Origin of the sequence: Lamprobacter sp. (assembly GCF_034860625.1) — a bacterium.
Lineage (GTDB): Bacteria > Pseudomonadota > Gammaproteobacteria > Chromatiales > Chromatiaceae > Lamprobacter.
Genome location: NZ_JAYESN010000015.1, coordinates 41,032 through 64,326, shown reverse-complemented (window position 1 = coordinate 64,326; position 23,295 = coordinate 41,032). Strand labels below are relative to the sequence as shown.

Below are 23,295 nucleotides of genomic sequence, written 5' to 3'. Positions count from 1 at the left end.
TGCCTATAGTAAGCGGCTCAGTTGCGGGGTGGAGCAGTCAGGCAGCTCGTCGGGCTCATAACCCGAAGGTCGCAGGTTCAAATCCTGCCCCCGCTACCAAACAACGCAAAGGGCCTACATCATCTCGATGTAGGCCCTTTTTTCGTTGCGCTGATCCTTGTGCTTAGCGTTCTGCGAAAGGGCCCGGGGTTTAGTGGTCAGGCATAGGCTGGTTGGAAGCCTGTGCTATGGTCTTGCCCCTCGGTCGCTGGGCGGTCCTGATCCCAGTATGGCGAGAGTTTGCGCAGTTGGGCGACGACTGGCGGTACCGCTTCGATCACGCGCTCGATCTCTTCAGCCTTGGTATAACGCGAGAGCGAGAAGCGGGTGGTGCCGTGGGCGGCGGTGAAGGGAATGCCCATGGCGCGCATCACATGGCTTGGCTCGAGCGAGCCTGAGGTGCAGGCGGAGCCACTAGAGGCGGCGATGCCGAGCTTGTTCAGCAGCAGCAGTATGGCCTCGCCCTCAATGAACTCGAAGGCGATGTTGCTGGTGTTGGGCAGTCGGTTGCTCGGGTCGCCGGTGACGAAGCTGTTGGGTACGGACTCGAGGATGCCTTGCTCGAGCCGGTCGCGCAGCGCGGCGACCTGGGTGCGCTCGGTCTCGAGATGGGCTTGAGCCAGCTCGCAGGCTCTGCCCAGCGCGACGATCGAGGCGCTATTCTCGGTGCCAGCGCGGCGTCCTCGTTCCTGATGACCGCCGCGTAGCAGCGGGCGGAAGCGGGTGCCGCGGCGCAGATAGAGCACGCCGATGCCTTTGGGGGCATGCAGCTTGTGCCCGGACAGTGAGAGCATGTCGATGGCGGTGGTCTTGAGGTCGATCGGCAACTTGCCGACGGCCTGGACCGCGTCGGTGTGGAACATCACACCAGCCTCGCGCGCCATCTCGGCCATCTGCTCGACCGGGAACAGGGTGCCGGTCTCGTTGTTGGCCCACATTACCGAGACGATGGCGACCTGATCGCTGAGCAATGATTGGTAATGCGCGAGGTCCAGGCGGCCCTGTCCGTCGACCTTGAGTCTGTGAACGGTATAACCGTCCTTCTCTAGATGCTCGCAGAGGCTCAGCACCGCCGGATGTTCGACCACCGTGGTGATGATCTCGCGACGCTCCGGCTGGGCCTTGAGCGCGGAGAGGATGGCGGTGGAATCGGACTCGGTGCCGCAGGAGGTGAAGACGATCTCGGAGTCGAGCTCGGCGCCGAGCAGGACCTGCACCTGCTGGCGCGCGGTTTTGATGGCGCGTCCGACACGGTCGCCGAACTGGTGCATCGAGGAGGCGTTGCCGAACTGCTCGCTGAAGTACGGCAGCATGGCTTCAACCACCTCGGGGGCGACCATGGTGGTGGCGTTGTTGTCGAGATAGATGCCGGTGTTGGATTGATCGCTGGACATGCTGGTTGGGCTCATCGTGTTGACTCAGGTGCGCTGAGCGACGGCCATGGCCTGTTCCGGCAATACGCGAACCAGCTCACCAAGATCCTCACAGATACGCTCTTGGATGCCTGCGAGCGTGACCGATGCGAGCTGGCAACCGGAGCAGGCGCCGACCATCTTGACGAAGATGGTCTTGCCGTCGATGTCGATCAGCTCGACGTCCCCATGATCGCGCTGCAGATTCGGGCGGATGGATTCGAGGCTCTGCTCAATGCGGCGCATGCGGGCGAGGTTGCTCAGCTTGGGGCGAGGAGCTGTCTTGGGCTTCATCCCATCGGGTTGTCCTGCTGCTACAACGGAGGATTCAGCGGCGGCAGCTGGGCGCTCGCTGGAGGAAGTCGCGCTCGCTGAGACGCTGGATGTTTGTTGCCTTGACCTGGTCGGTGCCGTTGTTGGCGAAACTACCGCTGGCGCTTGCTCTGTAGTCAATGCCGTGGTCTGCGCGGAGGTTGGCATCAGCGGCATGCCAACCGCAACCCGTTTGCGCTCTGGCGCTTTGGACGGTAGGGCAGAAGGCTGGAAGCTGCGTCCCTGCTCTGCGAGTACGCGCGCAAGAACCTCTTCGACGCCCTCATGACAGGCCGAGCAGCCGCCGCCAGCCTTGGTGTAGTGGGTCACTTCTTCAACACTGCTGAGATGATTCGCGCGGATGGTCTCTTCGATGAGCACCTCGTCGACGGCGAAGCATTTGCAGATCATCGCGCCTTCTGCATGATCGTCGCTCCAGACCTCGCCGCGGTAGTTGGCGACGGCTGCCTGAAGGGCCTCGCGTCCCATCACCGAGCAGTGCATCTTCTCTGGCGGCAGGCCGTCGAGGTAGTCGGCGATATCCTGGTTGCTGACCTTGAGGGCCTGATCGAGGGTCATGCCCTTGATAATCTCGGTTAGCGCCGAGCTGGAGGCGATGGCCGAACCGCAGCCGAAGGTCTGGAAGCCAGCGTTGAGGATGGTCTCGCTCTCTGGGTCGACCTTGAGCGTCAAGCGCAGTGCATCGCCACAGGACAGGGACCCGACCTCGCCGATCGCATTCGAATCCGCGACGGCGCCGGCATTGCGCGGGTTGAAGAAGTGTTCTTTGACGGTGTCCGAATAGTCCCACATAGTCTGGCTCCAGGCTCGAGTTGAAGGCGGCTGTCAGCACTGATCGAGCGCCGCGCGGTGCGATTGAGAATCCGCATTGCAGTATCTTTAAGCAAATCTCGAGCCTAGATTGGATTTGCTCTTAATGGATTGATCAAAAATAGATTTTTGATAGGTGAGAAGCGTCGATGTCGGGCTTATGACAAATGGATTGTCGCCTGCGCAACGCTCAGTAGCTGCTGTCGTCTGGGGTCGCGAGCCATGATCAGGTGCGCAAGCTGGGCGTCGCTGAACGCTTGCGGGTCGATCGAGGGCGCGTCGTCGGCTGGGGTCGCTGCGCCTGCCGGCGGCGCAAGTGATTCAGTCGTCGTCGGAGACCTCGGCCAGGACCAGGCCGGTGGCGCTATCGAGATCGCGCGTGAAGTGCAGGCAGTGCTCGCTGGCGTCGATCAGATAAAGGTTGAAGCCGTCGGACTCTCGTACCGGTTCGATGCCGGCGCTGATGTCGTCATCGAGACACTGGGTGAAGTGGTGGTCTGGGAAGGCCTCGCGCAGGGCTGCGAGCGAGTCGGCGCTGAGGCCAGCGCGGCTGACGATGGTCTCGATCTGATCGAGAAAGACTGGAGTGATCATAACGGCGAGCTGTCCTAGGCCTCTTCAGCAGACCGCTCGAAGTGGACGCGGTCTTCGGTTGCAGTGCCCATGATCTTGGCGAGCCAAGGTGGCGTTTTCGCGGCGAGCGTGCGCGAGAGTTTGGCGATGTGCTCACGGGCGTTGCCCATCTGCGGGCGTTTGATCGGGTGGATGTCACGCTTGACGACCTTGGCAGCGGCCGGGCCGCCGATAGAGGCGACATAGAGGACTTGGCAGTCAGCGATCAGTGAGGCGCGGTAGCTGTTCTTATCATCTTGTAGCTCGCCAGCGTTGGAGTCGATGTCGCGGCAGTCGATGAGCTTGTAGCTGTCGGCGGAGACTTGATAGACCAGAAAGCGTTGGCAAGAGCCGAAGTGGCCGTCGAGCAGTTCGCCGCCGTTGGACGCGCAGGCGACGCGGATCGAGTTGGGCAACTCGCCGTCGCTGTAGGATTCGGGCTCGGGTGCGGGCTCAATGTCGGTGTTTCCTTGGCCTTTGAGGCGGGCGAGGGCCTCTTTGAGCGAGGCGCTGTCGATCTCGCCGAGGTCGCCATTGGCGGCTTGTTTGAGGGCCTTGACGGTGAGTCCGTCGAGACTGGCGGCAGTGGGTGGTAAGCCAACGGCGTCAGAAAGGACGCGCAGGAGCCGGGCGATGTCGGTGTCTGGGAGTGCGCGGGCAGCGAGGCCGATGCGGAGCGCGATCTCGTCGGATAAGGTCGGTTGGGTCATCGGTGGCTCCTTTTTTGGTGTCAATGGTCGCTGAGACTGCGGGCTGGGTGCAGGCAGAGTCTGCCGGGTAGCGCCCGCCGGGGGACGCCGTGAATCCGTCCTTGGATGCTCGAGCGCAGCATCATTGCCCTTATCTTAGGCGGGGACGATGCAGTCGTCTTCCATGCAGACATCGAGGCACTGCGGGTCGGCGTCGTCGCATTCGGTGCAGGTCGCGGCGTCGATCTTGTAGGTGCCTTTGAACGGGGTGATGCTGTCGGTCGGGCAGACGGATTCGCAGTCGCCGCAGGCGGTGCAGAGGTCGCGGATGATTTGCAAGGCCATGGTGTACCTCCGGTTGGAGCGTTGTGATGGCGGCCCTGTCGGATGTTGGCCGCGCATCGTCGCTGGAATGGGGTTGAGACGGGTTTGCTGGCTCAGCTCTCGGCGCGCTTGAAGCGCAGGGTGGTCGGGAAGCTGGGTGGTGGGCTGACTGGGTCGATGTACCAGCGCGAGCCATCGGTCAGCTCGACGGCGCCACCCCAGGCGTCGCTGGTGTCGGTCTCGACGCTGGCGATGGTCTCTTCCATGTCCTTCTTGGCGACGTAGAACAGCAGGCCGCCGCTATCGTTTTTTCGGATCATCACATTGGGCATCTTGTTATCTCTTTATTGTCGCCTGAGTTCGCGAACTGGAGGCACCGACCCGACAAGAGGCTGAAGCCACTCGCCGGGCCAGAAGCCGCCTTCGCTGTTAGCGAACCAGGTCGTAACCGAAGTCGGTGACGCCCATCTCGTTGGTTTGCTTGTCCAACTGCTCGAGCACGGCGTTGACCAGGGTGGTCAGCATGTACATGGCGCCCTCGTAGCCGAGCGTGGTCATCCGATGCAGGTGATGCCGATCGAAGATCGGGAAGCCGAGGCGGATCAGCGGGACTTCGTGCTCCTTACCCTTGTGCAGCGTGTCGCGCTGGATGAACTTGCCGTAGCTGTTACCGATCAGGAAGTCTGGCTTGTCGGTGAAGCAGAGCGAGCGCAGGTGCCAAAGATCCTTGCTCATGTAGACGGTCGAGTTCTGACCATAGGGCGAGTCAGCGAGCATGCTCTCCATCGCCTTCTTCCAACGCTTGTTGGCGTGATGGCAGAGGATATGCTTGGGCTCGGCGCCGAGCTCGAGCAGGAACTTGGTCAGGCCCATGACGAAGTCGGCATCGCCATAGAGCGCAAAGCTCTTGCCGTGCAGCCACTGATGGCTGTCGGTCATCATGTCGACCAGGCGACCGCGCTCCTTGGCCAAGGAAGCCGGGATCTCCTTGCCGGTGAGCTCCGAGACCTTCATCAGGAAGTCGTCGGTCCATTCAAGACCCATGGGGATGTCGATCTTCGAGGCCGGCTGATGCCAGATGGTATCGACGTACTTCTTGGTCTTCGGCAACTGCCAGGGCTGCAGGAGCAGGGTGTCGATGGCGTTTGGGGCGTCCTTGATCTCGTCGATCGTGGTGCCACCGTCGTACATCCGGTACTCGCCGTCGGCCGGGGTGTCGAGCACATCGGTGGGGTCGCTGAGCAGTGTGTAGTCGACGCCCATCTCCTGCATCATCCGGTGCATGACGCGGAAGTTGCCGAGATAGGTCTCGAAGCCTGGCACTAGGTTGATCTTGCCGTTGCTGCCAACCTCCTTGCCCTCCATCTCGTTGAGGGTGAAGTAGCGCATGGTGCCTTCGAACATGTTGTCCCAGCCGGTGGTGTGGCTGCCGACGAAGCTCGGGGTGTGCGCAAAGGGGGTCGGGAACTCCTCCGGGATGTGACCTTCCTTCTTGGCGTTGCCGATGAAGGCGTTGAGGTCGTCACCGATGACCTCGGCCATGCAGGTGGTGGAGACCGCGATCATCTCTGGCTTGTAGAGGGCCTTGGCGTTCTCCAGACCATCGAACATGTTCTTCTGACCGCCGAAGACCGCCGCATCCTCGGTCATGGAGTCGGAGACGCAGGCGATGGGCTCCTTGAAGTGGCGGTTGAAGTAGGTGCGGAAGTAGGCGACGCAGCCCTGTGAGCCATGCACGTAGGGCAGGGTCTTCTCGAAGCCGAGGGCGCAGAGCACGGCGCCGAGCGGCTGGCAGGCCTTGGCCGGATTGATGGTCAGGGACTCACGGGCGAAGTTGAGCTCCTGGTATTCCTTGGTCGTGGTCCACTCGAAGACCTCATCGAGCTTGGCCTGATCGACGCACTCTTCAGAAAGTTTGCGCTTGCTGTCGATGCTAGCCTGATAGTCCTCATCAAGGAACAGTGGGTAGCCGGGTTTGATCTTGTCGGCGGTCTGGGTCATGAGAGTGCTCCTGCCGCGCCGCTGATCTGCGGACAGACGGCGAGTTAAAACGGATTCGTACTGTTGCGATGGCGTTGGCTGAGGGGACTGGTGCCGCACTCACGGCCGGCGGACGCCGTGAATCCGTCCTTGGAGGCTCGGTGATCGCCGTCCGGGCGATCGACGCCGCCGGCCGCGAGCGCGGCACCGGTCCTTGGGTCGTTCTCAGCCTCAGCCGATTAAGCGCTCGCAGCCATCGGTGCTTCGCTTTCGCCCGCGGCGGGCTTGAGCCAAGGCGCCTGCATGCTGTTCCAGCAGGGGTTGTTGATGGTCATGTCCATGTCGCGGGCGAAGATGGCGAAGCCGTCGTAGCCGTGATACGGACCTGAGTAATCCCAGGAGTGCATCTGGCGGAAGGGGATGCCCATCTTCTGGAAGATGTACTTCTCCTTGATGCCGGAGCCGACCAGATCAGGCTTGATGGCCTTGGTGAATTCCTCGAACTCGTAGCCAGTGACGTCGTCGTAGAGCAGGGTCGAGTCGCCCATCTCCTTGAGGGTGCGATCGTAGTCGTCGTTATGGGCGAACTCATAACCGGTGCCGACCACTTCCATGCCGAGGTCTTCATAGGCGCCGATGATGTGGCGCGGGCGCAGGCCGCCGACGTAGAGCATGACCTTCTTGCCTTCCAGGCGCGGACGATACTTGGCGATGATGGCGTCGTACTCGGCCTGGTACTTGGCGATGACCTTCTCGGCATTGGCTTGGATGGTCTCGTCGAAGAACTCGGCGATCTTGCGCAGCGATTCGGCGATCTTGGTCGGCCCGAACAGGTTGTATTCCATCCAGGGCACACCGTAACGCTCTTCCATGTGCCGGCTGATGTAGTTCATCGAGCGGTAGCAGTGGATGAGGTTCAGCTTGACCTTTGGGGTCAGCTCCATCTCGCTCAGGGTGCCGTCGCCGGACCATTGCGCGACCACCCGCAGGCCCATCTCTTCGAGCAGGATGCGTGAGGACCAGGCATCGCCGCCGATGTTGTAATCGCCGATGATGGCAACGTCGTAGGGCGTGGTCTCGAAGCTGTCGTCATTGTCGCGGTTATGCACCACATGATCGCGAATCGCGTCGTTGGCGATGTGATGGCCAAGCGATTGGGAGACACCACGGAAGCCTTCGCAGCGGACTGGGATGATCGGCTTGTTGTGCTCCTTGGTTTTCTGCTTCGACACCGATTCGATATCGTCGCCGATGAGGCCGATCGGGCATTCGGACTGCACCGAGACGCCTTTTGACAGCGGGAACAGCTGCTCGATCTCGTCGAGCATCTTCGCGAGCTTTTTATCGCCGCCGAAGACGATGTCCTTCTCCTGGAAGTCGGAGGTGAAGTTCATCGTGCCGAAGGTGTTCACGCCAGTCATGCCGGTGTAGTAATTCCGACGTCCAGCGCGCGAGTACTGACCGCAACCGACCGGGCCGTGGGAGATGTGGATCATGTCCTTGATCGGGCCCCAAACCACGCCCTTAGAGCCAGCATAGGCACAACCGCGAATGGTCATGACGCCAGGTTGGGACTTGCGGTTGGATGTGATGCACTTCTTCGACTGCTCAAGCGACGGGTTGTTGACGGCCAGATGCTTGGCGCGGTCTTTCTTGGCCTTCTCGGGGTAGACCTCGAGCACCTCTTGGATCAGGGCTTGGGTCTCGTCACGGGTCATTGTTGCCATGTCGGCGTTCCTCTCATCGGCGTCGCCGCTCATCTGCGGACCGACGCGCGTTGAAGCATCGATTCAGAGCCCTTCACCCCCGCTCCATACAAGAGCGGTGGGAGGGACCAGGGAGACGGGTAGGGTGCTCGGGCGCGGTTTAGGCCGCGGCGGCCTCTTCAGCCGCTTTCTTGCCGACGATGCTCTCGTCTTCTTCGTCCATCAGACCGAAGTCCATCAGCAGGTCTTCGAGGGCATCCATCGAGATTGGTGTCGGGATCACGAAGTTCTTATTATCGATGATCTTCTGCGCGAGCTGCCGATACTCATCAGCCTGCTTGGCGCTGGGGTCATATTCGATGACGGTCATGCGGCGGATCTCGGCGCGCTGCACAACGTTGTCACGCGGGACGAAGTGGATCATCTGGGTGCCGAGCTGGCGGGCGAGCTCGATGATCAGCTCGTCCTCGCGGGCCGTGTTGCGGCTATTGCAGATCAGGCCGGCGAGGCGCACACCGCCCGAGCTGGCGTATTTGACGATGCCTTTGGAGATGTTATTGGCCGCGTACATGGCCATCATCTCGCCGGAGACGACGATGTAGATCTCTTGCGCCTTGTTCTCGCGGATTGGCATCGCGAAGCCGCCACAGACGACGTCGCCGAGCACATCGTAGAAAACGAAATCCAGCTCTTCGTCGTAGGCGCCTTCTTCTTCAAGGAAGTTGATGGCAGTGATGACGCCGCGGCCCGCGCAGCCAACGCCGGGCTCCGGGCCACCGGACTCGACGCACTTGATGCCGGCATAGCCAGCGCGCAGGACGTCTTCGAGCTCTAGGTCTTCCACCGAGCCGGCTTCGGCGGCAAGGTGCATAATGGTGTCCTGCGCCTTGGCGTGCAGGATCAAACGGGTCGAGTCGGCCTTCGGGTCGCAGCCGACAATCATGACCTTTTTGCCGAGCTCAGCGAGACCGGCGACGAGGTTCTGAGTGGTGGTGGACTTGCCGATTCCGCCTTTGCCGTAGATGGCGCATTGACGCAGTGCCATGAGATTCTCCCGGTTGGATGCCCCTGTGGGGCGATGAACAGAGGGTTCGTTCACCGGGGTAAAAGCATAGTCTGTGCCAGGCTTCGGTAATTTCTTTAAACAATTGTAAAATAAGGAGAAAAAGGCTAAGACTAGGGTTTGAGATCTTGGTAGCATTGTTCACAAGGCCAGGGCCTTTGTGTCTCTACCGACAGCCCGACGTCTTAACCCCGACATGCTCCAGCATCAGCCTCAGGATCTACAGCCGAATCAAGCCAAGGCCGGCCCGAGCCCGCCGCCATCGTTGCCGACCAATGCACGCCTGCCAATTAATCGCTGTAATTTACCGGCGGTCATCCTTGGCGGACTGACGTATCAGTCGCATCCGGTCTCGCTCGAGATCGACGGTATCCGTGCCTTCCATCAAGACCTGTTCCAGCTGTTGGCGCCGATCGATAATGCGCGTGAGCGCGCCGAGCGCTTCGTCGACTATATGGCTGCGCACTTCTGCCTGGATGATCTCGAGGCCGCTGGCCTAGCCGCCGAACGCGTCAAGAAGTACCGGCGTAACGCCAACTACCTAAGGATGGTGCGTGGTTGGTCGTTCGACTCGGACGGTCGCGAGGGTGCTGTGCTCAAGCACTGGGTCGAGACCCGCTTCGGTCTGCTCGCTCGCTATCATGGTGGGCCGCTCGATGGTGCTGATCCCGATGCCTACCATCTCTACCTTGCCCAGGGCGCCAAGGGTCTCTATGCAACCAATGCCCTCGAGGCGCAGCTCGACCTGCTCTACACCTATTGCCAATACGAGCTGGTGCGCCAGCATCCGGAAGAGACCCATCTGACGCTGTACCGAGGCATCAACCGCATTGGCGAGCATGATGTCTTTGACGACCTAGAGCAGCGCGCCCCAGGCAAGTCAGCGGGGTTTAACGGTCAGCCGCGTCGGGTGCTGCTGAACAACCTGAATTCCTTCACCAGCAACCGCGAGCGCGCCTGCGAGTTCGGCGACTATATCCTCGAGACCCAGGTGCCGTTACCGAAGGTGTTCTTCTTCAATGGGTTGTTGCCGGGGATGCTCAAGGGTGAGGATGAGTGGGTGGTGATCGGTGGGGTGTATGAGGTGGGGATTAGCTGTTTGTGATCAGGGTCTCCGTGACGGGATAGGCAAGCGCTGGAGTCGACGCCTATCCGCATGGGTTCGCGGTGTGCTCCAGAGGCACACCGCGTTCAAGGCGCTGGCCAGCAGGTCGGTGCCACAGCCTGCTGCTCGATGTGCTTGCGCTAGCGCAGCATCTGGTCGATGCGGATCTGAACCGGCTCGGTCGTCGCTGTGCTGTTGATCGGCCCGGTCTCGCCTTGCAGATCACCGGGGCGCGGCATGGCTTGACCGGAGGGCGAGACGCGGGCGCCGACGATGATCTGCGGGAAGTTGGAGAGCTGCATGGTTGGCATCATGGCCATGCTGTCATCAAGCCGCACCTGCACCGGAAGGTCGCCGAGGGTCGCCCGTTGAACCGCGAGCGGCATGGGCGGGCCGGCAGCGGCCTTGGCGTAGATGAACACCGGTGTGTTGGGCGGTAGGCGGCCACTGAGCTCGGCGGCCAAGGCGACGCTGACTTGCACGCCGGGCTGCGCCCCGTCATTGGGTGCCTCACGGGTCGCTTCTGCCGCATCAGCTCCGGCAGAAGCGTTGGCTGATGACGCTGCTGCTGTATTCGCTGCCAAGGCCGCAGTTGACTCCGCGTTGCCGGTTTCTCGGGCAGGGGGGCTTTGGACTGCGTGATGACTAGCCTGGATGGCGCTTGCGCTCGCTTGTTCAGTTGGAGTCTGCTCTTGGGCTCCATCTTGCCGTGCTGCTTCGGCTGCTGCTGGGCTCGGTGATGGCGCTGACGCCCTGTCAGCTTGTGCAAGCTGACGAGCCTCGGCGGGGAGGCCAGCACGCTGTTCGGCCTCGCTGATCAGGTTACGCAGCTCGATGGCATCCTCGCTCTCGGGATCGACCTGTTCGAGCAGCTTGCCCCAAGTGGTGGCTGCAGATTGGAACTGCCCGCGTTGGAAGGCGACCATCGCGGCCAGCCAGCGTGCGGTGGCATTGTTGGGCTCTAGCTCAAGCGCCTCTGAAATCAGCTCGGCTGGACGCCCCTCGAGTTGATTGTCGTTGTTGGTCGCAATCGCCTCGGCATAGGCGAGAACGATCAGTGGATCGGTGGGCAGGAGCTTGTAGGCCTGAGCCAGGGCCGATTCTGCCCGTTCGCGATCGCCGGTGGCGAAGTAGGTGCGCCCAAGCATCATCCAGCCCTCGGCGTTGCCCGGTTGTTGTTCTAGGCGCTGCTCGAGACGAGCGATGAGCTCTTCGAGCGGAGGTAGCTCGGCTTGGCCGCCGCCATGACCTCCTCTGCCTGAACCGCCGCTGGCGGCGAGCTGCTCGAGCTGAGGGATGATGGCCTGGTTACCGATGAGGCCATAGAGCGCCCAAGCCGCAAGGGGCACCACGAGCAGCAACCCCAGCGCCGTGAGGCCGGGTCCAGGCAGCCGATAGCGGCGCTGATTGGGGGGGAGACCACGGGCTGCGGTGAGCGGGTCGCGATCGCCGAGGTCGTGCAGAAGCTCACGCTCGAGGTCGCGCCGTGCCGCCTCGTAGAGGGTCTGGTCGAGCTTTCCGCTACTGAGGTCGGCGTCGAGTTCGGCCAACTGCTGTTTGAACAGCTCGAGGTTCAGGAGGGCTTGCTCGGCCTCGGGATCGTTCGAGTCCTGTCCGTCCCGAGGGGGTTGTGCGGGCACAAGCAGGGGCGCAACGGCGAAGAGTACCGCTAGGCCAGCGAGCCCAGCAGCGAGTATCCAGAAGATGGTCATGGGCAAATGCGGTGCGGGCTAGATCGGTCAGGAGCCGGTAGAGGGGTGATGGGTGTCGGTCTTGAGCAAAGCCTGGAGACGTTCACGCTCGGCATCGGAGATGGGCGCATCCTCGGCTCGCTTCTTGTGCAGGATGGTGCGGACAACCACAAAGCCGGCGATGCCGATGAGCACGAAGGGGCCGAACCAGAGTAGGTAGGTCGATGGCTTGAGCGGCGGATCATAGAGCACGAAATCGCCGTAGCGCTCGATCAGGAAGTTCAGGATCTCGTCTTGCGATTGCCCGGCACGCATCATCCGATAGACCTCCTTGCGCAGGTCTTGCGCCAGTTCGGCCTGCGAGCCCGCTAAGGACTCGTTTTGACACACCAGGCAGCGCAGTTTGGCGATGAGCTCGCGAAACTCGGCCTGCTGCTCGGGGCTGTCGAACTGGAATTCTTCCAGCGTGTAAGCACTGAGCGAGCCGCTGCCGAGGAGCAGCAGCGCGCCCAGCACGCATGATTTGATCATGAAAGACATGTTGATCAATGGGTCCATCTTGAGCAGTGAGGGCATCAGGCGCCTTCCGCCTTGAGCTTTGCGACCAGCGGTTGCAGGGTGTCTTCCCAGACCTTGCGATCAATGGGACCGATGTGCTTGTAGCGGATGACGCCGTTCTGATCGACCACGAAGGTCTCAGGGGCGCCATAGACACCCCAGTGCAGCCCCACCTTGTTATCCGGGTCGTAGCCATTCATCGCGTAGGGGTTGCCGGTCATGCGCAGCACGGCGAGCGCATCCTGCGCGTCATCCTTCCAATTAAGGCCGACGATTTGGAAGTCTGTCTCCTTGGAGAGCGCCATCAGAGCCTGGTGCTCCTGGCGGCAGGACCCACACCAAGAGGCCCAGACGTTGACCAGCGAGATCCGTCCCTTGAGATCCTCGTCGCCCACGCTCCGGCTGGGGTCGGTGAGCTCAGGGAGGCTGAACTCGGGTACGGGTTTACCAATCAAGGGCGAGGGCACCTTGCTCGGGTCCTTGCCGAGCCCGATGACCAAGAGGATGACCAGCGCGCCGAAGATGATCAGCGGGAGCAGAAAACGAACCGATGTCGACATCAGCTTGATACTCCTAACTAAGCCTTGGCGTCGGCAGCACCGACCGGCAGGCTGCTGTGCACGCGCGCCGTGCGATAGCGACGGTCAGAGACGGCGATGCCACCACCCAGTGCCATGAGCGCCGCACCAAGCCAGATCCAGCGCACATAAGGCTTGTAGTAGAGCCGCAGCGCCCAATCACCGCCACCAACGGGTTCGCCGAGCGAGACATAGACGTCGCGGAAGAAGCCCGCATCGATCGCCGCTTCGGTCATTGGCATACCGCCAGCGAGATAGGAACGCTTCTCCGGGTACAACTCGGCGATCTGTCGGTTGCCACGATAGACCTTGAAGTGACCCCGATCCGCGCGATAGTTAGGGCCGTTGACCTTCTGCGCACCGAGGAACTCAAAGCGATATCCGGCCATCTCGTGGCTGTCGCCGGGCGACATGCGCAAGTCTTTCTCGATCTCATGGTTCGAGACCATGGTGACACCGACAATGAACATCGCCACACCTAGATGGGCGATGACCATGGCATAAAAGCTACGGCCGTTGCCGCTGAAGTCGGCCGCCATGGCCTGACGCCAGCCGCCTTGCTTGTGCTTGAGGCGTTCGCGGACGATGCTGAGATGCGAGAACAGCAGCCAGGCGGCGAGCGCGATGCCGAGTGGGACCCAGAGATCATCGCCGCTGAGGGTTGACATCGAGGTCAAGGCCAGCACGCCGATACTCAGTGCGAAGGCGAGCCATAGAAGCTTGGTCAGGCGCCAGGGCGAGTCATGCTTCCAACGTGCGGCCGGGCCGATCCCGAGCAGCAGGGCCAAGAACGGCGCCAGGGCCAAGAACATCTTGTTGAACCAGGGAAAGCCAACGGAGATCTTGCCAAGATTGAAGGCCTCGTAGATCAGCGGTGCCAGGGTACCGAACAGCACCAGCACGGTGAAGGCAACGAACAGCAGGTTGTTTAGCAGCAGCGCGCTCTCGCGTGAGAGGAGGTCGAAACGTCCACCCTCGGAAACGGCGTGCGCACGCCAGGCATAGAGCGCAAGCGAGCCGCCGATGACCACACAAAGGAAGATCAGGATGAACAGGCCGCGCTCAGGATCGGTGGCGAAGGCGTGCACCGAGGTCAGCACGCCGGAGCGCACCAGGAAAGTGCCGAGCAGGCTGAGCGAGAAGGCCGAGATCGCCAGCAGTACGGTCCAGCTCTTGAATGCGGCGCGCTTTTCGGTGACCGCCAGCGAATGGATCAATGCGGTGCCGACCAGCCAGGGCATCAGCGAGGCGTTTTCGACCGGGTCCCAGAACCACCAGCCGCCCCAGCCGAGCTCGTAGTAGGCCCACCAAGAGCCGAGCGCGATACCGACGGTGAGGAAGGACCAGGCGACCGTGGTCCAAGGCCGCGACCAGCGCGCCCAGGAGGCATCGAGCTTGCCGCCGATCAGTGCGGCAATGGCAAAGGCGAAGGCGACCGAGAAGCCGACATAGCCCATGTACAGCATCGGCGGATGGATGGCGAGACCGAAATCTTGCAGCAGAGGGTTCAGGTCACGTCCCTCCGGCGGCACGGGGAAGAGCCGCTCGAACGGATTCGAGGTCAGCAGCATGAACAGCAAGAAGCCGATCGCGACCATGCCCATGACGCTGATCACGCGTGCGATCACGGGCAGCGGTAGGTTTCGGCTGAAGGCTGCGACGGCGGCGCCCCAGCCGGCCATCATCAGCGCCCAGAGCAATAATGAGCCTTCGTGACCACCCCAAACGGCGGAGACCTTATAGATGTCAGGCAACAGCCTGTTGGAGTTCGTGGCGACGTAGAGCACCGAGAAGTCACTGAGTAGAAAGGCTTCGACCAAGGCGATAAAGGCGATGGTAACGAAGACGAATTGACCATAGGCTAGTGGCCGCGCCATGGTCATCCAAGGCCGGTTGCCGGTCAATGAGCCGGCCAGTGGCAGGGCAGCCTGCGCAACGGCCAGAATGAGCGCTAGGATGAGCGCTAGGTGTCCAAGCTCGGGAATCACTGCGTCACGCTCCCCGGGGCCTTGCCGCCGCTGGTCTGTTCGATGATGCCATCAACGTGCGCCGTTTGCAGCGTATCTGCAACCTCGGGCGGCATGTAGGATTCATCGTGTTTGGCCAGCACCTCTTCGGCATAGAAGACGCCATCGCTGCCGATGCGACCCTTGGCAACCACGCCTTGGCCCTCGCTGAACAGGTCCGGCAGGATGCCGGTGTAGCTGACGGGGACCATGGCGGCGTTATCGGTGACGGTGAAGTGGACGGTGAGGCCGTCCTCTTGGCGGGCAAGGGTGTCCGGCACGACCAACCCGCCGACCCGGAAGACGGCATCGGTCGGATGCTCATTCGCCATGACCTGAGTCGGGCTGAAGAAATACGAGATATTGCTCTGCAGAGCGCTCAGCGCGAGCGTGGTGGCGCCGGCGACGCCGACCAGCGCCAAACCGACCAAAACTAGGCGTTTTTGTCTTGCTTTCATCAGTCGCATTCCTCGTGGCAATCGATCGGTCGGCTGGGTCTCATCAGGCCGGCCTAGATCTGAATCTGGATATTATTGCATGGTGGATTCGGCCTGCAGCCTGGCCGACGCCGGCTTAACCGCTCGCTTTCGAGGCCTCTTGCCGGGTGCCGGTTTCGGTTCGAGAGGTCTGCGGCGCGCGTAAGCGCAGCAGCCGACCCATGCGGGTGAGCGTGGTCTTATGGCTCGTGCGCAGTTGCAGGATCTCGATCAACAGCAGCCCGAAGGTCATGCCAAAGGCACCCCAGACATAGCCTGCGTAGCCTCCTTGGGAGAGAAAGTCCATCATGCCGTTGTCTCCTTACCGATCACATCGCGAACCCAGGCGCTCTCCGATTCACGCGTTAGGATGATCGTGCGCAGTCGCGCGAAGACCGCTGCAAACGAGTAGGCCCAGAGCCCAAGTGTGAGGGTTAACATGGGGATGAGGATGCTCAAGTGAATGCTGCCCGGATCGGAGCGTTGATGCAGTGCCGCGCACTGGTTCGGGTCAGGGCAGTTGATCGAGAGGAAGATCACCGGGACCATCACCAAGCCGACGATGGCCAGCAAGGCGGCGGCCCGATCCGCACGCCGGCTATCATCGATCGCTGAATGCAGCGCGATGTAGCCGATGTAGAGGAAAAACAGCAGCAGCTCGGAGGTCAGCCTGGGGTCCCAGTCCCAGTAGGTACCCCAGCTCGGGCGACCCCAGAGCGCGCCGGTCCAGAGCGCCAAGAAGGTGAAGATCGCCCCGGTTGGCGCCACCGCTTTCGCCATCATAAAGCTGAGTCGGGTATTGAAGACGAGACCGATCGCAGACCAAACGGCGAGCACCAGATAGAGCCACATCGACATCCAGGCCGAGGGCACGTGGACGAAGATGATCCGGTAATACTCCTTCTGCGGGTTGCTGCCGCCGAGTTGATCGGCGGTCTGAAAGAAGCCCCAGTAGAGGCCGATCAGGACCAGCGCGATGGCGGCATAGCCAAACCGAGGAATCAAGCGGCCAGCGATCGGGTAGAACGCGGCGGGTGAGGCGAATTTGAACCAGTTGATCGTCATGGCATCGGCACGTGGCTGGAGTCTAACAGCGGATGGCTGCCCCGGGCTCGAGCCTGAGCAGGGGATCGTATGGAATAGTCGGTCATGGCTTCGAAAAGTTCGATCTGTTTAACGGCGTGTGCCTGTTGCTCGGCGTTGGGCTATTCCAGCGAGATGCGCAGCGCGGCGGCGGCGGCGAGGGGTGCGAGCAGTGCGGACCCCATTAAAAAGGCACCAAGCAGGTAAAAATAGGGTTGCGTATCGGCGATGTCGATCGCGCTGACCGAGACCGCGCCAGCGCCATAGACCAACACCGGCACATAGAGCGGCAAGATCAGTAACGATAACAGGATACCGCCGCCGCGCAGCCCGAGGGTGAGCGCGGCGCCAATCGACCCAATCAGGCTCAACACAGGCGTGCCGATGGCCAAGGCTGCCATCATCACCCAGACCGCGCTCGCGCTCAGGTGGTATTGCATGGCCACCAGGGGCGCAATCAGCACTAGGGGCAAGCCCGTCAGCAGCCAGTGTGCGACGACCTTGCCCAACACCAAGAGGGCGAGCGGCTGGCCGGTCAGCAGCAGCTGTTCCAGCGTGCCGTCGTCGTAATCGGCCGCGAACAGCCGCTCGAGCGCCAGCATCGAGGCCAGCAGCGCCGCCACCCAGACCACGCCAGGGCCGAGCATCCGTAGCTGCTCGCGCTCACTGCCGACTCCAAGCGGGAACAGGCTGACGACGATGATAAAGAAGAACAGAGTCGTCAGCACATCGGTTCGCCGGCGCAGGGCCAGGGTGATGTCGCGCGAGAGGACGCAATAAAAGACCTTAAACATGGCTAGGCTTGGTTAATGCCGCATCACTTGCTGCTCCGAGCGTCAGCCGTTGAATCGCGCCGCGGGTCAAGGGAACCTCTTGATGGGTGGTCAATATGACACAACCGCCGCGAGCAACCTGCTCGGCGATAAGCTGCTGCAAGAGATCGACCGCATCGACATCAAGCGCCGTGAAAGGCTCGTCTAAGATCCATAGCGGCGCCTTGCTCAAGATCAAGCGCGCGAGCGCGACGCGCTTCTTTTGGCCCTGGGAGAGCATCCGGGTCGGCAGATCCTCAACGCCTTCCAGGCCGATGCGGCTGAGGGCGTCGAAGATCGCGTCCTCGTCGACCGGGTCTTGATCCAGGGTGCTCGCGATGCGCAGGTTTTCGAGTCCGGTCAGATCGGCCTTGATGCCGTTGAGATGGCCGAAATAGAGCAGATCACGATTATAGTCCTCGGCCAGGTCGCGGATGCTTTCGCCACGCCAGCGAATGCTGCCAGTTTCCGGGTGTAACAGGCCGCAGAGGGCGCGCAAGAGTGTCGTCTTGCCGCTGCCATTCAGGCCGCGCACATGCAGCAGGGTCTCGGCGGGCAGTTGAAAACTGAGACCGCTGAAGAGTAGGCGCTCGCCACGACGGCAAGCGAGATCGGCAACATCGAGCATCAGGCGAGGCTAACGGGTTGAGTCGCTGAATCGGCCCCGGCGACGGCTTCGTCCTGATCCTGGGTTGGCGTCGTGCCGCAGGCGGCATGGCCCTCGGCGAGGCCTGGCGTTGCTGAGCTGGGCTCGGCAGCAACCTCGTCGTCCGCCTCAGGACTAGGCTCTAGCACCATGACCACGCCGGCGAGCGGTGGCAAGGCGAGCGGGATCGAGTGCGGGCGCCCCATCCAGCTGCTGCGCTCCGAGTGCACGCCGCCTCGATTGCCGACATTGCTGCCACCATAGAGTTCGGCATCGGAGTTGATCGCCTCACGGTAGAAGCCCTCGACCGGTACGCCAATACGATAGTTTTCGCGTGGCACTGGAGTAAAGTTGAAGGCACAGGCGACGAGCTGCTTGCCATCCTTAGACTTGCGCAGATAGCTCAAGACCGATTGGCTGGAGTCGTGGCAGTCGATCCACTCAAAGCCCGTGCTCTCGAAGTCGACCTGATGCAACGCGGGCTCGGCACGATAGAGCTGATTGAGGTCGGCAACGATCTGCTTCACGCCCTGATGCTGGGGACGCTCCAAGAGCGTCCACTCGGCCTCGGCGTCGAAGTTCCATTCCCGCCCCTGGGCGAACTCGCAGCCCTGGAACAGCAGCTTCTTGCCCGGATAGGTGAACATGAAGGTATAGAGCAGGCGCAGCGAGGCAAACTTCTGCCAGGCATCGCCAGGCATCTTGTCCAGCATCGACTGCTTGCCATGCACCACCTCGTCGTGGCTGAACGGCAGCACGAAGTTCTCGGTAAAGGCGTAGAGCAGGCCAAAAGTCAGCAGATCGTGGTGGTAGTGGCGATAGATCGGGTCCTTCTCCATGTATGACAGGGTGTCGTGCATCCAGCCCATGTTCCATTTCATGCTGAAGCCGAGACCGCCGAGGTAGGTCGGGCGTGAAACCTGTGGCCAGGAGGTGGACTCCTCAGCGATCATCAATGAGCCTGGGTGCTGCTCATGGGTCACGGTGTTGAGCTGACGTAGGAACTCGACCGCGTCCAGGTTCTCGTTGCCGCCGTACTTGTTGGGTATCCACTCACCGTCGTTGCGCGAGTAGTCGAGGTAGAGCATGGAGGCGACGGCGTCAACCCGCAGGCCGTCAAGATGATATTCGTCAAGCCAGAATAGGGCGCTCGAGAGGAGGAAGTTCTTCACCTCATGGCGGCCGTAGTTGAAGATCAGCGTGCCCCAGTCCTTATGCTCGCCTTGGCGCGGGTCGGCGTGCTCGAACAGGGCGGTGCCATCGAAGCGGGCGAGGGCGACGGTGTCGCGTGGAAAGTGGGCCGGCACCCAGTCGAGCAGCACACCGATGCCGTGCTCGTGCAGGTAATTGACGAAATAGCGGAAATCCTCTGGGGTGCCGAAGCGCGCAGTCGGCGCGAAATAGCCCGTCGCCTGATAGCCCCAAGAGGCGTCGAGGGGATGCTCGGTGATCGGCAGCAGCTCCAGATGGGTGAAGCCCATCTCCAGGCAATGCTCGGTCAACTGGACGGCTAGCTCGCGGTAGTTGAGGAAGCTGCCATCCTCGGCGCGACGCCAGGAGCCAAGATGGACCTCGTAGACCGACATCGGCTGCTGTTGCCAGTTGACGTTGGCGCGGGTCTCGAGCCAGTCTTGATCGGTCCAGTCAAAATCGCTGGGGCTGTGCAGGATGCAGGCGTTATCCGGTCGCTCCTGAAAGGCTCGGGCATAGGGGTCGATCTTGACCATCGGCACGCCCTCGGCAGAGCGTAGCTCGAACTTATAGAGCGTTTCCGCCTCCAGGCCGGGGATGAATAGCTCCCAGACGCCAGAGCCGGCGCGCACCCGCATTTGATGCTCGCGACCGTCCCAGTTGTTGAAGGCGCCGACCACGCTGACCCGAGTGGCGCCTGGTGCCCAAACGCCGAACTGAAAGCCGCTGATGCCGTCCACCTCGCGTTGCTGGGCGCCGAGGAAGCGGTACGCATGCCAATGCCGGCCTTCACCGAAGAGATGCAGGTCGAAGTCTGGGATCTGTGGCTCGAAGCTATAGGGGTCGTATTGGAGATGCACCTGTCCCTGTTTGTCGTACCAGCTGATCTGGTAACGCCCTTCGATGGCGCTTGCTGGTCCTTTCCAGACGAACAGATCGGTGCCTTCGATGCGATTCAGCTCGATGTCGCCTTTACCGATTCGCACCCGCTCGGCACGCGGCAGCAGCACACGCAGGATGCTTGTGCCATCAGCTTGATCGTGGCGGCCTAGGGCCTCGAATGGATCGTGGTGTCGGGCCTCGACAATCCGTAATAAGGGCTCTGGAAGGTCGGGGTAGCGGAGCTGACTCTCGGGCATGGCGTCTAGGTATCCTGGGGCTCTTGACACTGGCGATGTTACCATAGGGCATCTTTGCAATCGGCGTTCACGCCTGAAGGTCAGCATGTCAGAAGCCAATCCGCGCTTCGTGAGTCGTCTGACGCGAAACACCTTGGCACTTATCCTCGCCGGGGGTCGCGGCTCCCGATTGCGACAGTTGACGCAATGGCGCTCGAAGCCCGCCGTGCCGTTCGGCGGCAAGTTTCTGATCGTTGACTTTCCGCTCTCCAATTGCATCAACTCAGGGATTCGGCGAATCGGTGTGCTAACGCAGTACAAGGCGCATTCGCTGATCCTGCACATCCAGAAGGGCTGGGGGTTCCTGCGCGGCGAGTTCGGCGAGTTCGTCGAGCTATGGCCGGCGCAGCAACGGGTGACCGAGACCGCCTGGTACGCGGGCACCGCCGATGCAGTGTTTCAGAATCTCGATATCATCCGCAATCACGACCCTGAGTATGTGCTGGTGCTCGCCGGGGATCACATCTACCAGATGGACTATGGGCCGATGATCGCGCAGCACGTCGAATCCGGCGCCGATATGACCATCGGTTGCATCGAGGTCGAGCGCGAGCGCGCCTCCGGCTTCGGCGTGATCACCATCGATGATGAACAGCGCGTGCGTGCCTTCGTCGAGAAGCCAGCCGATCCGCCGGCGGTGCCAGGGCGTGAGGATATCGCCCTGGCCTCGATGGGGATCTATGTCTTCAATCGTGATTTCCTGTTCGAGCAGGTCATCGCCGATGCCGATCGACCCGGGTCGAGTCATGATTTCGGTAAGGATGTGATCCCACGCGCCATCAAGCGCTACCTCGTCATGACCTATCCGTTCCGTGATCCGCACAGCGGCGCCCAGGCCTACTGGCGCGATGTGGGTACAATCGATGCGCTCTGGGAAGCGAATCTGGAGTTGATCGGGGTGACCCCGCCGCTCAGCCTCTATGACGACGAATGGCCAATCTGGACCTACCAGGAGCAACTGCCGCCGGCGAAGTTCGTCTTTGATGATGAGATCCGCCGCGGCATGGCGGTCGATTCGATGGTCTCGGGTGGCTGCATCATCTCCGGCGCGCTCGTGCGTCACTCGCTGCTGTTCTCGAATGTGCGTGTACACTCGTTTGCGCATATCGAGGACAGCGTGATCCTGCCGAATGCCGATATCGGGCGCGGTTGCGTGATCCGCCGCGCCATCATCGATCATTGGTGTCGGCTGCCGGAAGGGATGCGGGTCGGTTGCGATCGCGCTGAGGATGAAGCCGCCGGATTCCACGTCTCCGAAGGTGGTGTCACTCTGGTGACCCCTGAGATGTTGGGCCAAACTGTTAATCGAGTGCGCTGATCCTGTTCAGCTGATCCTGCTCATCTATCAAGCCATGACGTTTAAGCTGTATCTCCATGCAAGAAGCCTCTATGACTGACTGTCTCGACCAGCGCCGTGCTGGCGTGTTGTTGCACCTGACCTCACTGCCTGGTGATGGCCCTTGCGGTGACCTTGGCTGGGAGGCCTTCAATGCTATTAACTTCCTGGCCGATGCCGGGTTCAGCGTCTGGCAGATGCTGCCCGTTGGCCCGCCGCAAGCCGGGGATTCGCCCTATCAAACCAGCTCTGCGCATGCCGGCAGCGCGCGGCTGATTGGACTGGAGCCTTTGGTGGCCTGGGGCTGGCTACCGGATGGCATGGCTGCCGTGGCCGATGACGCCGCCAAGCTTGAACGGCTGCGCCAAGCACATCAGGGCTTCCAAGACGCCGCCTCCGACCAGGAGCGCGCCGAGCTGCAAGCGTTCTGCGATGCTCAGCGGTTCTGGCTCGATGACTATGCACTCTATCGTGCGATCCATGAGGAGCGCGAGACGCCTTGGTGGGAATGGCCGAAAGGGCTGCGTAACCGTGACGGGCGCAGCCTGGGTCAAGCACGGCGACGGCTTGCGAAGGCCATCGAGTACATCCGCTTCGAGCAGTTTGTCTTCTTCCGCCAATGGGATGCGCTACGCGCCCATGCACAGGAACGTGGCCTCCTTCTGTTCGGCGACATGCCCATCTTCGTCGCTCACGACAGCGCAGAGGTCTGGGCCCGACCCGGCGATTTCGATCTCAACGCCGATGGCACCTGTCGCGTCGTTGCCGGGGTGCCGCCGGATTATTTCTCCGCCACCGGTCAGCGCTGGGGCAATCCGCTCTATCGCTGGGATGAGCTGGAAAAAAACGGCTTTCGCTTCTGGCTCGATCGGATGCGCACCCAACTGCGCCTGTTCGACATGATTCGCATCGACCACTTCCGCGGCTTTGAGGCCTATTGGGAGGTATTGGCCGCTGAAGAGACGGCTATGAATGGAACCTGGGTCAAGGCCAAGGGCGATGCGCTGTTCATGCGTTTACGTGACGAATTCGGCAGCTTGCCGCTGATTGCTGAAGACCTCGGCGTGATCACCGACGAGGTCGATGCCCTGCGGCGACGTTACCGGATGCCCGGTATGAAGGTCCTGCAGTTTGCCTTCGAGGGCGGAGCGGGGAACCCTTATCTGCCGTTTCATCACGGACGGGACTCGGTCTGCTACACCGGCACCCATGACAACGACACCACGCTCGGCTGGTATCAGTCGCTCGACGAGGGCCTGCGGCAGCATGTCGATGACTATCTGGGGCACTCGCAGGAGCCCATGCCTTGGCCGATGATCCGCGCGGCCCTTGGCTCGCGCGCTGATCTTGCCGTGGTGCCGATGCAGGATCTGATGGCGCTTGACGGCGCTCATCGGATGAACCGGCCTGGGGTGCCGAGCGGGAACTGGCAGTGGCGTTTTCAGTGGGATCAGATCGATGGGCAATTGGCGCAGCGGATGCAGCATCTGATCGCGCTCTACGGGCGCATTGAACCGGCTGATTAGCAGTTTTTGTCTCTCAGGGCTGTCGCAACCTGTTGCCCTGTTGCCCTGTTGCCCTGTTGCCCTGTTGCCCTGTTGCCCGGCATGTTGCGCCTTGACCTGGTTTAGCGCCTCATCCGATTGGGCTGTCCACAGGCTTTGCTG

General features: G+C 61.7%; 22 protein-coding genes and 1 tRNA gene. 4 read left to right on the top strand and 19 right to left on the bottom strand.

Annotated features, from left to right (window positions below):
• The first annotated feature begins 22 nt into the window (after positions 1-22).
• Positions 23-99 (top strand) — tRNA-Met (locus tag VBE63_RS06165).
• A gap of 98 nt (positions 100-197) precedes the next feature.
• On the opposite strand, the gene nifS is transcribed toward VBE63_RS06165, so the two are convergent.
• The 9 genes from nifS to nifH form a co-directional block, all read right to left on the bottom strand.
• Positions 198-1,433: a cysteine desulfurase NifS gene (nifS, locus tag VBE63_RS06160; RefSeq protein ID WP_323682122.1), complete on the bottom strand. Its 1,236-nt coding sequence runs from the start codon at positions 1,431-1,433 to the stop codon at positions 198-200.
• Between the two features lie 24 nt (positions 1,434-1,457).
• A complete protein-coding gene (gene nifU, locus VBE63_RS06155; protein WP_323682121.1) occupies positions 1,458-2,576 on the bottom strand; it encodes a Fe-S cluster assembly protein NifU in 1,119 nt (372 codons plus the stop codon).
• A gap of 339 nt (positions 2,577-2,915) precedes the next feature.
• Positions 2,916-3,188, bottom strand: coding sequence for a DUF6129 family protein (locus VBE63_RS06150; protein ID WP_323682120.1), 273 nt, complete (start codon positions 3,186-3,188; stop codon positions 2,916-2,918).
• 14 nt (positions 3,189-3,202) lie between these two features.
• Positions 3,203-3,916 (bottom strand): dinitrogenase iron-molybdenum cofactor biosynthesis protein, encoded by a 714-nt coding sequence (locus VBE63_RS06145; RefSeq protein WP_323682119.1) that lies wholly within the window; start codon positions 3,914-3,916, stop codon positions 3,203-3,205.
• A gap of 135 nt (positions 3,917-4,051) precedes the next feature.
• Complete coding sequence (locus VBE63_RS06140) at positions 4,052-4,240, bottom strand: 4Fe-4S binding protein (RefSeq protein ID WP_323682118.1); 189 nt, start codon at positions 4,238-4,240, stop codon at positions 4,052-4,054.
• Between the two features lie 92 nt (positions 4,241-4,332).
• A complete protein-coding gene (gene nifT, locus VBE63_RS06135; protein ID WP_200245952.1) occupies positions 4,333-4,551 on the bottom strand; it encodes a putative nitrogen fixation protein NifT in 219 nt (72 codons plus the stop codon).
• 97 nt (positions 4,552-4,648) lie between these two features.
• Complete coding sequence (gene nifK, locus VBE63_RS06130) at positions 4,649-6,220, bottom strand: nitrogenase molybdenum-iron protein subunit beta (protein ID WP_323682117.1); 1,572 nt, start codon at positions 6,218-6,220, stop codon at positions 4,649-4,651.
• A gap of 218 nt (positions 6,221-6,438) precedes the next feature.
• Positions 6,439-7,926, bottom strand: a complete 1,488-nt coding sequence (gene nifD, locus VBE63_RS06125) for a nitrogenase molybdenum-iron protein alpha chain (RefSeq protein WP_323682116.1) — start codon at positions 7,924-7,926, stop codon at positions 6,439-6,441.
• A 139-nt stretch (positions 7,927-8,065) separates the two neighbouring features.
• On the bottom strand, positions 8,066-8,950 hold the full coding sequence (gene nifH, locus VBE63_RS06120) for a nitrogenase iron protein (RefSeq protein ID WP_323682115.1): 885 nt from the start codon (positions 8,948-8,950) through the stop codon (positions 8,066-8,068).
• 214 nt (positions 8,951-9,164) lie between these two features.
• Between nifH and VBE63_RS06115 the strand changes: the two genes are divergently transcribed.
• Positions 9,165-10,073, top strand: coding sequence for an NAD(+)--dinitrogen-reductase ADP-D-ribosyltransferase (locus tag VBE63_RS06115; protein ID WP_323682114.1), 909 nt, complete (start codon positions 9,165-9,167; stop codon positions 10,071-10,073).
• A 140-nt stretch (positions 10,074-10,213) separates the two neighbouring features.
• On the opposite strand, the gene ccmI is transcribed toward VBE63_RS06115, so the two are convergent.
• The 10 genes from ccmI to glgB form a co-directional block, all read right to left on the bottom strand.
• Positions 10,214-11,785, bottom strand: a complete 1,572-nt coding sequence (gene ccmI / locus VBE63_RS06110; protein ID WP_323682113.1) for a c-type cytochrome biogenesis protein CcmI — start codon at positions 11,783-11,785, stop codon at positions 10,214-10,216.
• Between the two features lie 27 nt (positions 11,786-11,812).
• Complete coding sequence (locus tag VBE63_RS06105) at positions 11,813-12,295, bottom strand: cytochrome c-type biogenesis protein (protein WP_323682128.1); 483 nt, start codon at positions 12,293-12,295, stop codon at positions 11,813-11,815.
• Positions 12,296-12,339: 44 nt separating this feature from the next.
• Positions 12,340-12,882, bottom strand: coding sequence for a DsbE family thiol:disulfide interchange protein (locus VBE63_RS06100; RefSeq protein ID WP_323682112.1), 543 nt, complete (start codon positions 12,880-12,882; stop codon positions 12,340-12,342).
• A 17-nt stretch (positions 12,883-12,899) separates the two neighbouring features.
• Complete coding sequence (locus tag VBE63_RS06095) at positions 12,900-14,888, bottom strand: heme lyase CcmF/NrfE family subunit (protein ID WP_323682111.1); 1,989 nt, start codon at positions 14,886-14,888, stop codon at positions 12,900-12,902.
• Positions 14,885-15,364 (bottom strand): cytochrome c maturation protein CcmE, encoded by a 480-nt coding sequence (gene ccmE / locus VBE63_RS06090; RefSeq protein ID WP_323682110.1) that lies wholly within the window; start codon positions 15,362-15,364, stop codon positions 14,885-14,887. Before ccmE ends, VBE63_RS06095 begins: the two co-directional genes overlap by 4 nt.
• A 115-nt stretch (positions 15,365-15,479) precedes the next feature.
• Entirely contained in the window at positions 15,480-15,692 is a 213-nt protein-coding gene (ccmD, locus tag VBE63_RS06085) for a heme exporter protein CcmD (protein WP_323682109.1), read from the bottom strand.
• Entirely contained in the window at positions 15,689-16,447 is a 759-nt protein-coding gene (ccsA, locus tag VBE63_RS06080) for a cytochrome c biogenesis protein CcsA (protein WP_323682108.1), read from the bottom strand. The genes ccmD and ccsA overlap by 4 nt, the downstream gene beginning before the upstream one ends.
• A gap of 140 nt (positions 16,448-16,587) precedes the next feature.
• The gene (ccmB, locus tag VBE63_RS06075) at positions 16,588-17,259 is read right to left on the bottom strand and encodes a heme exporter protein CcmB (protein WP_323682107.1); all 672 of its coding nucleotides are present in this window, start codon (positions 17,257-17,259) and stop codon (positions 16,588-16,590) included.
• Positions 17,252-17,905, bottom strand: coding sequence for a cytochrome c biogenesis heme-transporting ATPase CcmA (gene ccmA, locus VBE63_RS06070; RefSeq protein WP_323682106.1), 654 nt, complete (start codon positions 17,903-17,905; stop codon positions 17,252-17,254). Before ccmA ends, ccmB begins: the two co-directional genes overlap by 8 nt.
• The gene (gene glgB / locus VBE63_RS06065) at positions 17,905-20,253 is read right to left on the bottom strand and encodes a 1,4-alpha-glucan branching protein GlgB (RefSeq protein ID WP_323682105.1); all 2,349 of its coding nucleotides are present in this window, start codon (positions 20,251-20,253) and stop codon (positions 17,905-17,907) included. Before glgB ends, ccmA begins: the two co-directional genes overlap by 1 nt.
• 85 nt (positions 20,254-20,338) lie before the next feature.
• Between glgB and glgC the strand changes: the two genes are divergently transcribed.
• Complete coding sequence (glgC, locus tag VBE63_RS06060) at positions 20,339-21,610, top strand: glucose-1-phosphate adenylyltransferase (protein ID WP_323682104.1); 1,272 nt, start codon at positions 20,339-20,341, stop codon at positions 21,608-21,610.
• Between the two features lie 71 nt (positions 21,611-21,681).
• A complete protein-coding gene (malQ, locus tag VBE63_RS06055; RefSeq protein ID WP_323682103.1) occupies positions 21,682-23,154 on the top strand; it encodes a 4-alpha-glucanotransferase in 1,473 nt (490 codons plus the stop codon).
• The last annotated feature ends 141 nt before the right edge of the window (positions 23,155-23,295 follow it).

What these genes read in the sequence shown, in the direction of transcription:
- nifS (WP_323682122.1), bottom strand. Translation starts at nt 1,433, where the DNA reads ATGTCCAGCGATCAATCCAACACCGGCATCTATCTCGACAACAACGCC.
- nifU (WP_323682121.1), bottom strand. Translation starts at nt 2,576, where the DNA reads ATGTGGGACTATTCGGACACCGTCAAAGAACACTTCTTCAACCCGCGC.
- VBE63_RS06150 (WP_323682120.1), bottom strand. Translation starts at nt 3,188, where the DNA reads ATGATCACTCCAGTCTTTCTCGATCAGATCGAGACCATCGTCAGCCGC.
- VBE63_RS06145 (WP_323682119.1), bottom strand. Translation starts at nt 3,916, where the DNA reads ATGACCCAACCGACCTTATCCGACGAGATCGCGCTCCGCATCGGCCTC.
- VBE63_RS06140 (WP_323682118.1), bottom strand. Translation starts at nt 4,240, where the DNA reads ATGGCCTTGCAAATCATCCGCGACCTCTGCACCGCCTGCGGCGACTGC.
- nifT (WP_200245952.1), bottom strand. Translation starts at nt 4,551, where the DNA reads ATGCCCAATGTGATGATCCGAAAAAACGATAGCGGCGGCCTGCTGTTC.
- nifK (WP_323682117.1), bottom strand. Translation starts at nt 6,220, where the DNA reads ATGACCCAGACCGCCGACAAGATCAAACCCGGCTACCCACTGTTCCTT.
- nifD (WP_323682116.1), bottom strand. Translation starts at nt 7,926, where the DNA reads ATGGCAACAATGACCCGTGACGAGACCCAAGCCCTGATCCAAGAGGTG.
- nifH (WP_323682115.1), bottom strand. Translation starts at nt 8,950, where the DNA reads ATGGCACTGCGTCAATGCGCCATCTACGGCAAAGGCGGAATCGGCAAG.
- VBE63_RS06115 (WP_323682114.1), top strand. Translation starts at nt 9,165, where the DNA reads ATGCTCCAGCATCAGCCTCAGGATCTACAGCCGAATCAAGCCAAGGCC.
- ccmI (WP_323682113.1), bottom strand. Translation starts at nt 11,785, where the DNA reads ATGACCATCTTCTGGATACTCGCTGCTGGGCTCGCTGGCCTAGCGGTA.
- VBE63_RS06105 (WP_323682128.1), bottom strand. Translation starts at nt 12,295, where the DNA reads ATGATCAAATCATGCGTGCTGGGCGCGCTGCTGCTCCTCGGCAGCGGC.
- VBE63_RS06100 (WP_323682112.1), bottom strand. Translation starts at nt 12,882, where the DNA reads ATGTCGACATCGGTTCGTTTTCTGCTCCCGCTGATCATCTTCGGCGCG.
- ccmE (WP_323682110.1), bottom strand. Translation starts at nt 15,364, where the DNA reads ATGAAAGCAAGACAAAAACGCCTAGTTTTGGTCGGTTTGGCGCTGGTC.
- ccmD (WP_323682109.1), bottom strand. Translation starts at nt 15,692, where the DNA reads ATGATGGACTTTCTCTCCCAAGGAGGCTACGCAGGCTATGTCTGGGGT.
- ccsA (WP_323682108.1), bottom strand. Translation starts at nt 16,447, where the DNA reads ATGACGATCAACTGGTTCAAATTCGCCTCACCCGCCGCGTTCTACCCG.
- ccmB (WP_323682107.1), bottom strand. Translation starts at nt 17,259, where the DNA reads ATGTTTAAGGTCTTTTATTGCGTCCTCTCGCGCGACATCACCCTGGCC.
- ccmA (WP_323682106.1), bottom strand. Translation starts at nt 17,905, where the DNA reads ATGCTCGATGTTGCCGATCTCGCTTGCCGTCGTGGCGAGCGCCTACTC.
- glgB (WP_323682105.1), bottom strand. Translation starts at nt 20,253, where the DNA reads ATGCCCGAGAGTCAGCTCCGCTACCCCGACCTTCCAGAGCCCTTATTA.
- glgC (WP_323682104.1), top strand. Translation starts at nt 20,339, where the DNA reads ATGTCAGAAGCCAATCCGCGCTTCGTGAGTCGTCTGACGCGAAACACC.
- malQ (WP_323682103.1), top strand. Translation starts at nt 21,682, where the DNA reads ATGACTGACTGTCTCGACCAGCGCCGTGCTGGCGTGTTGTTGCACCTG.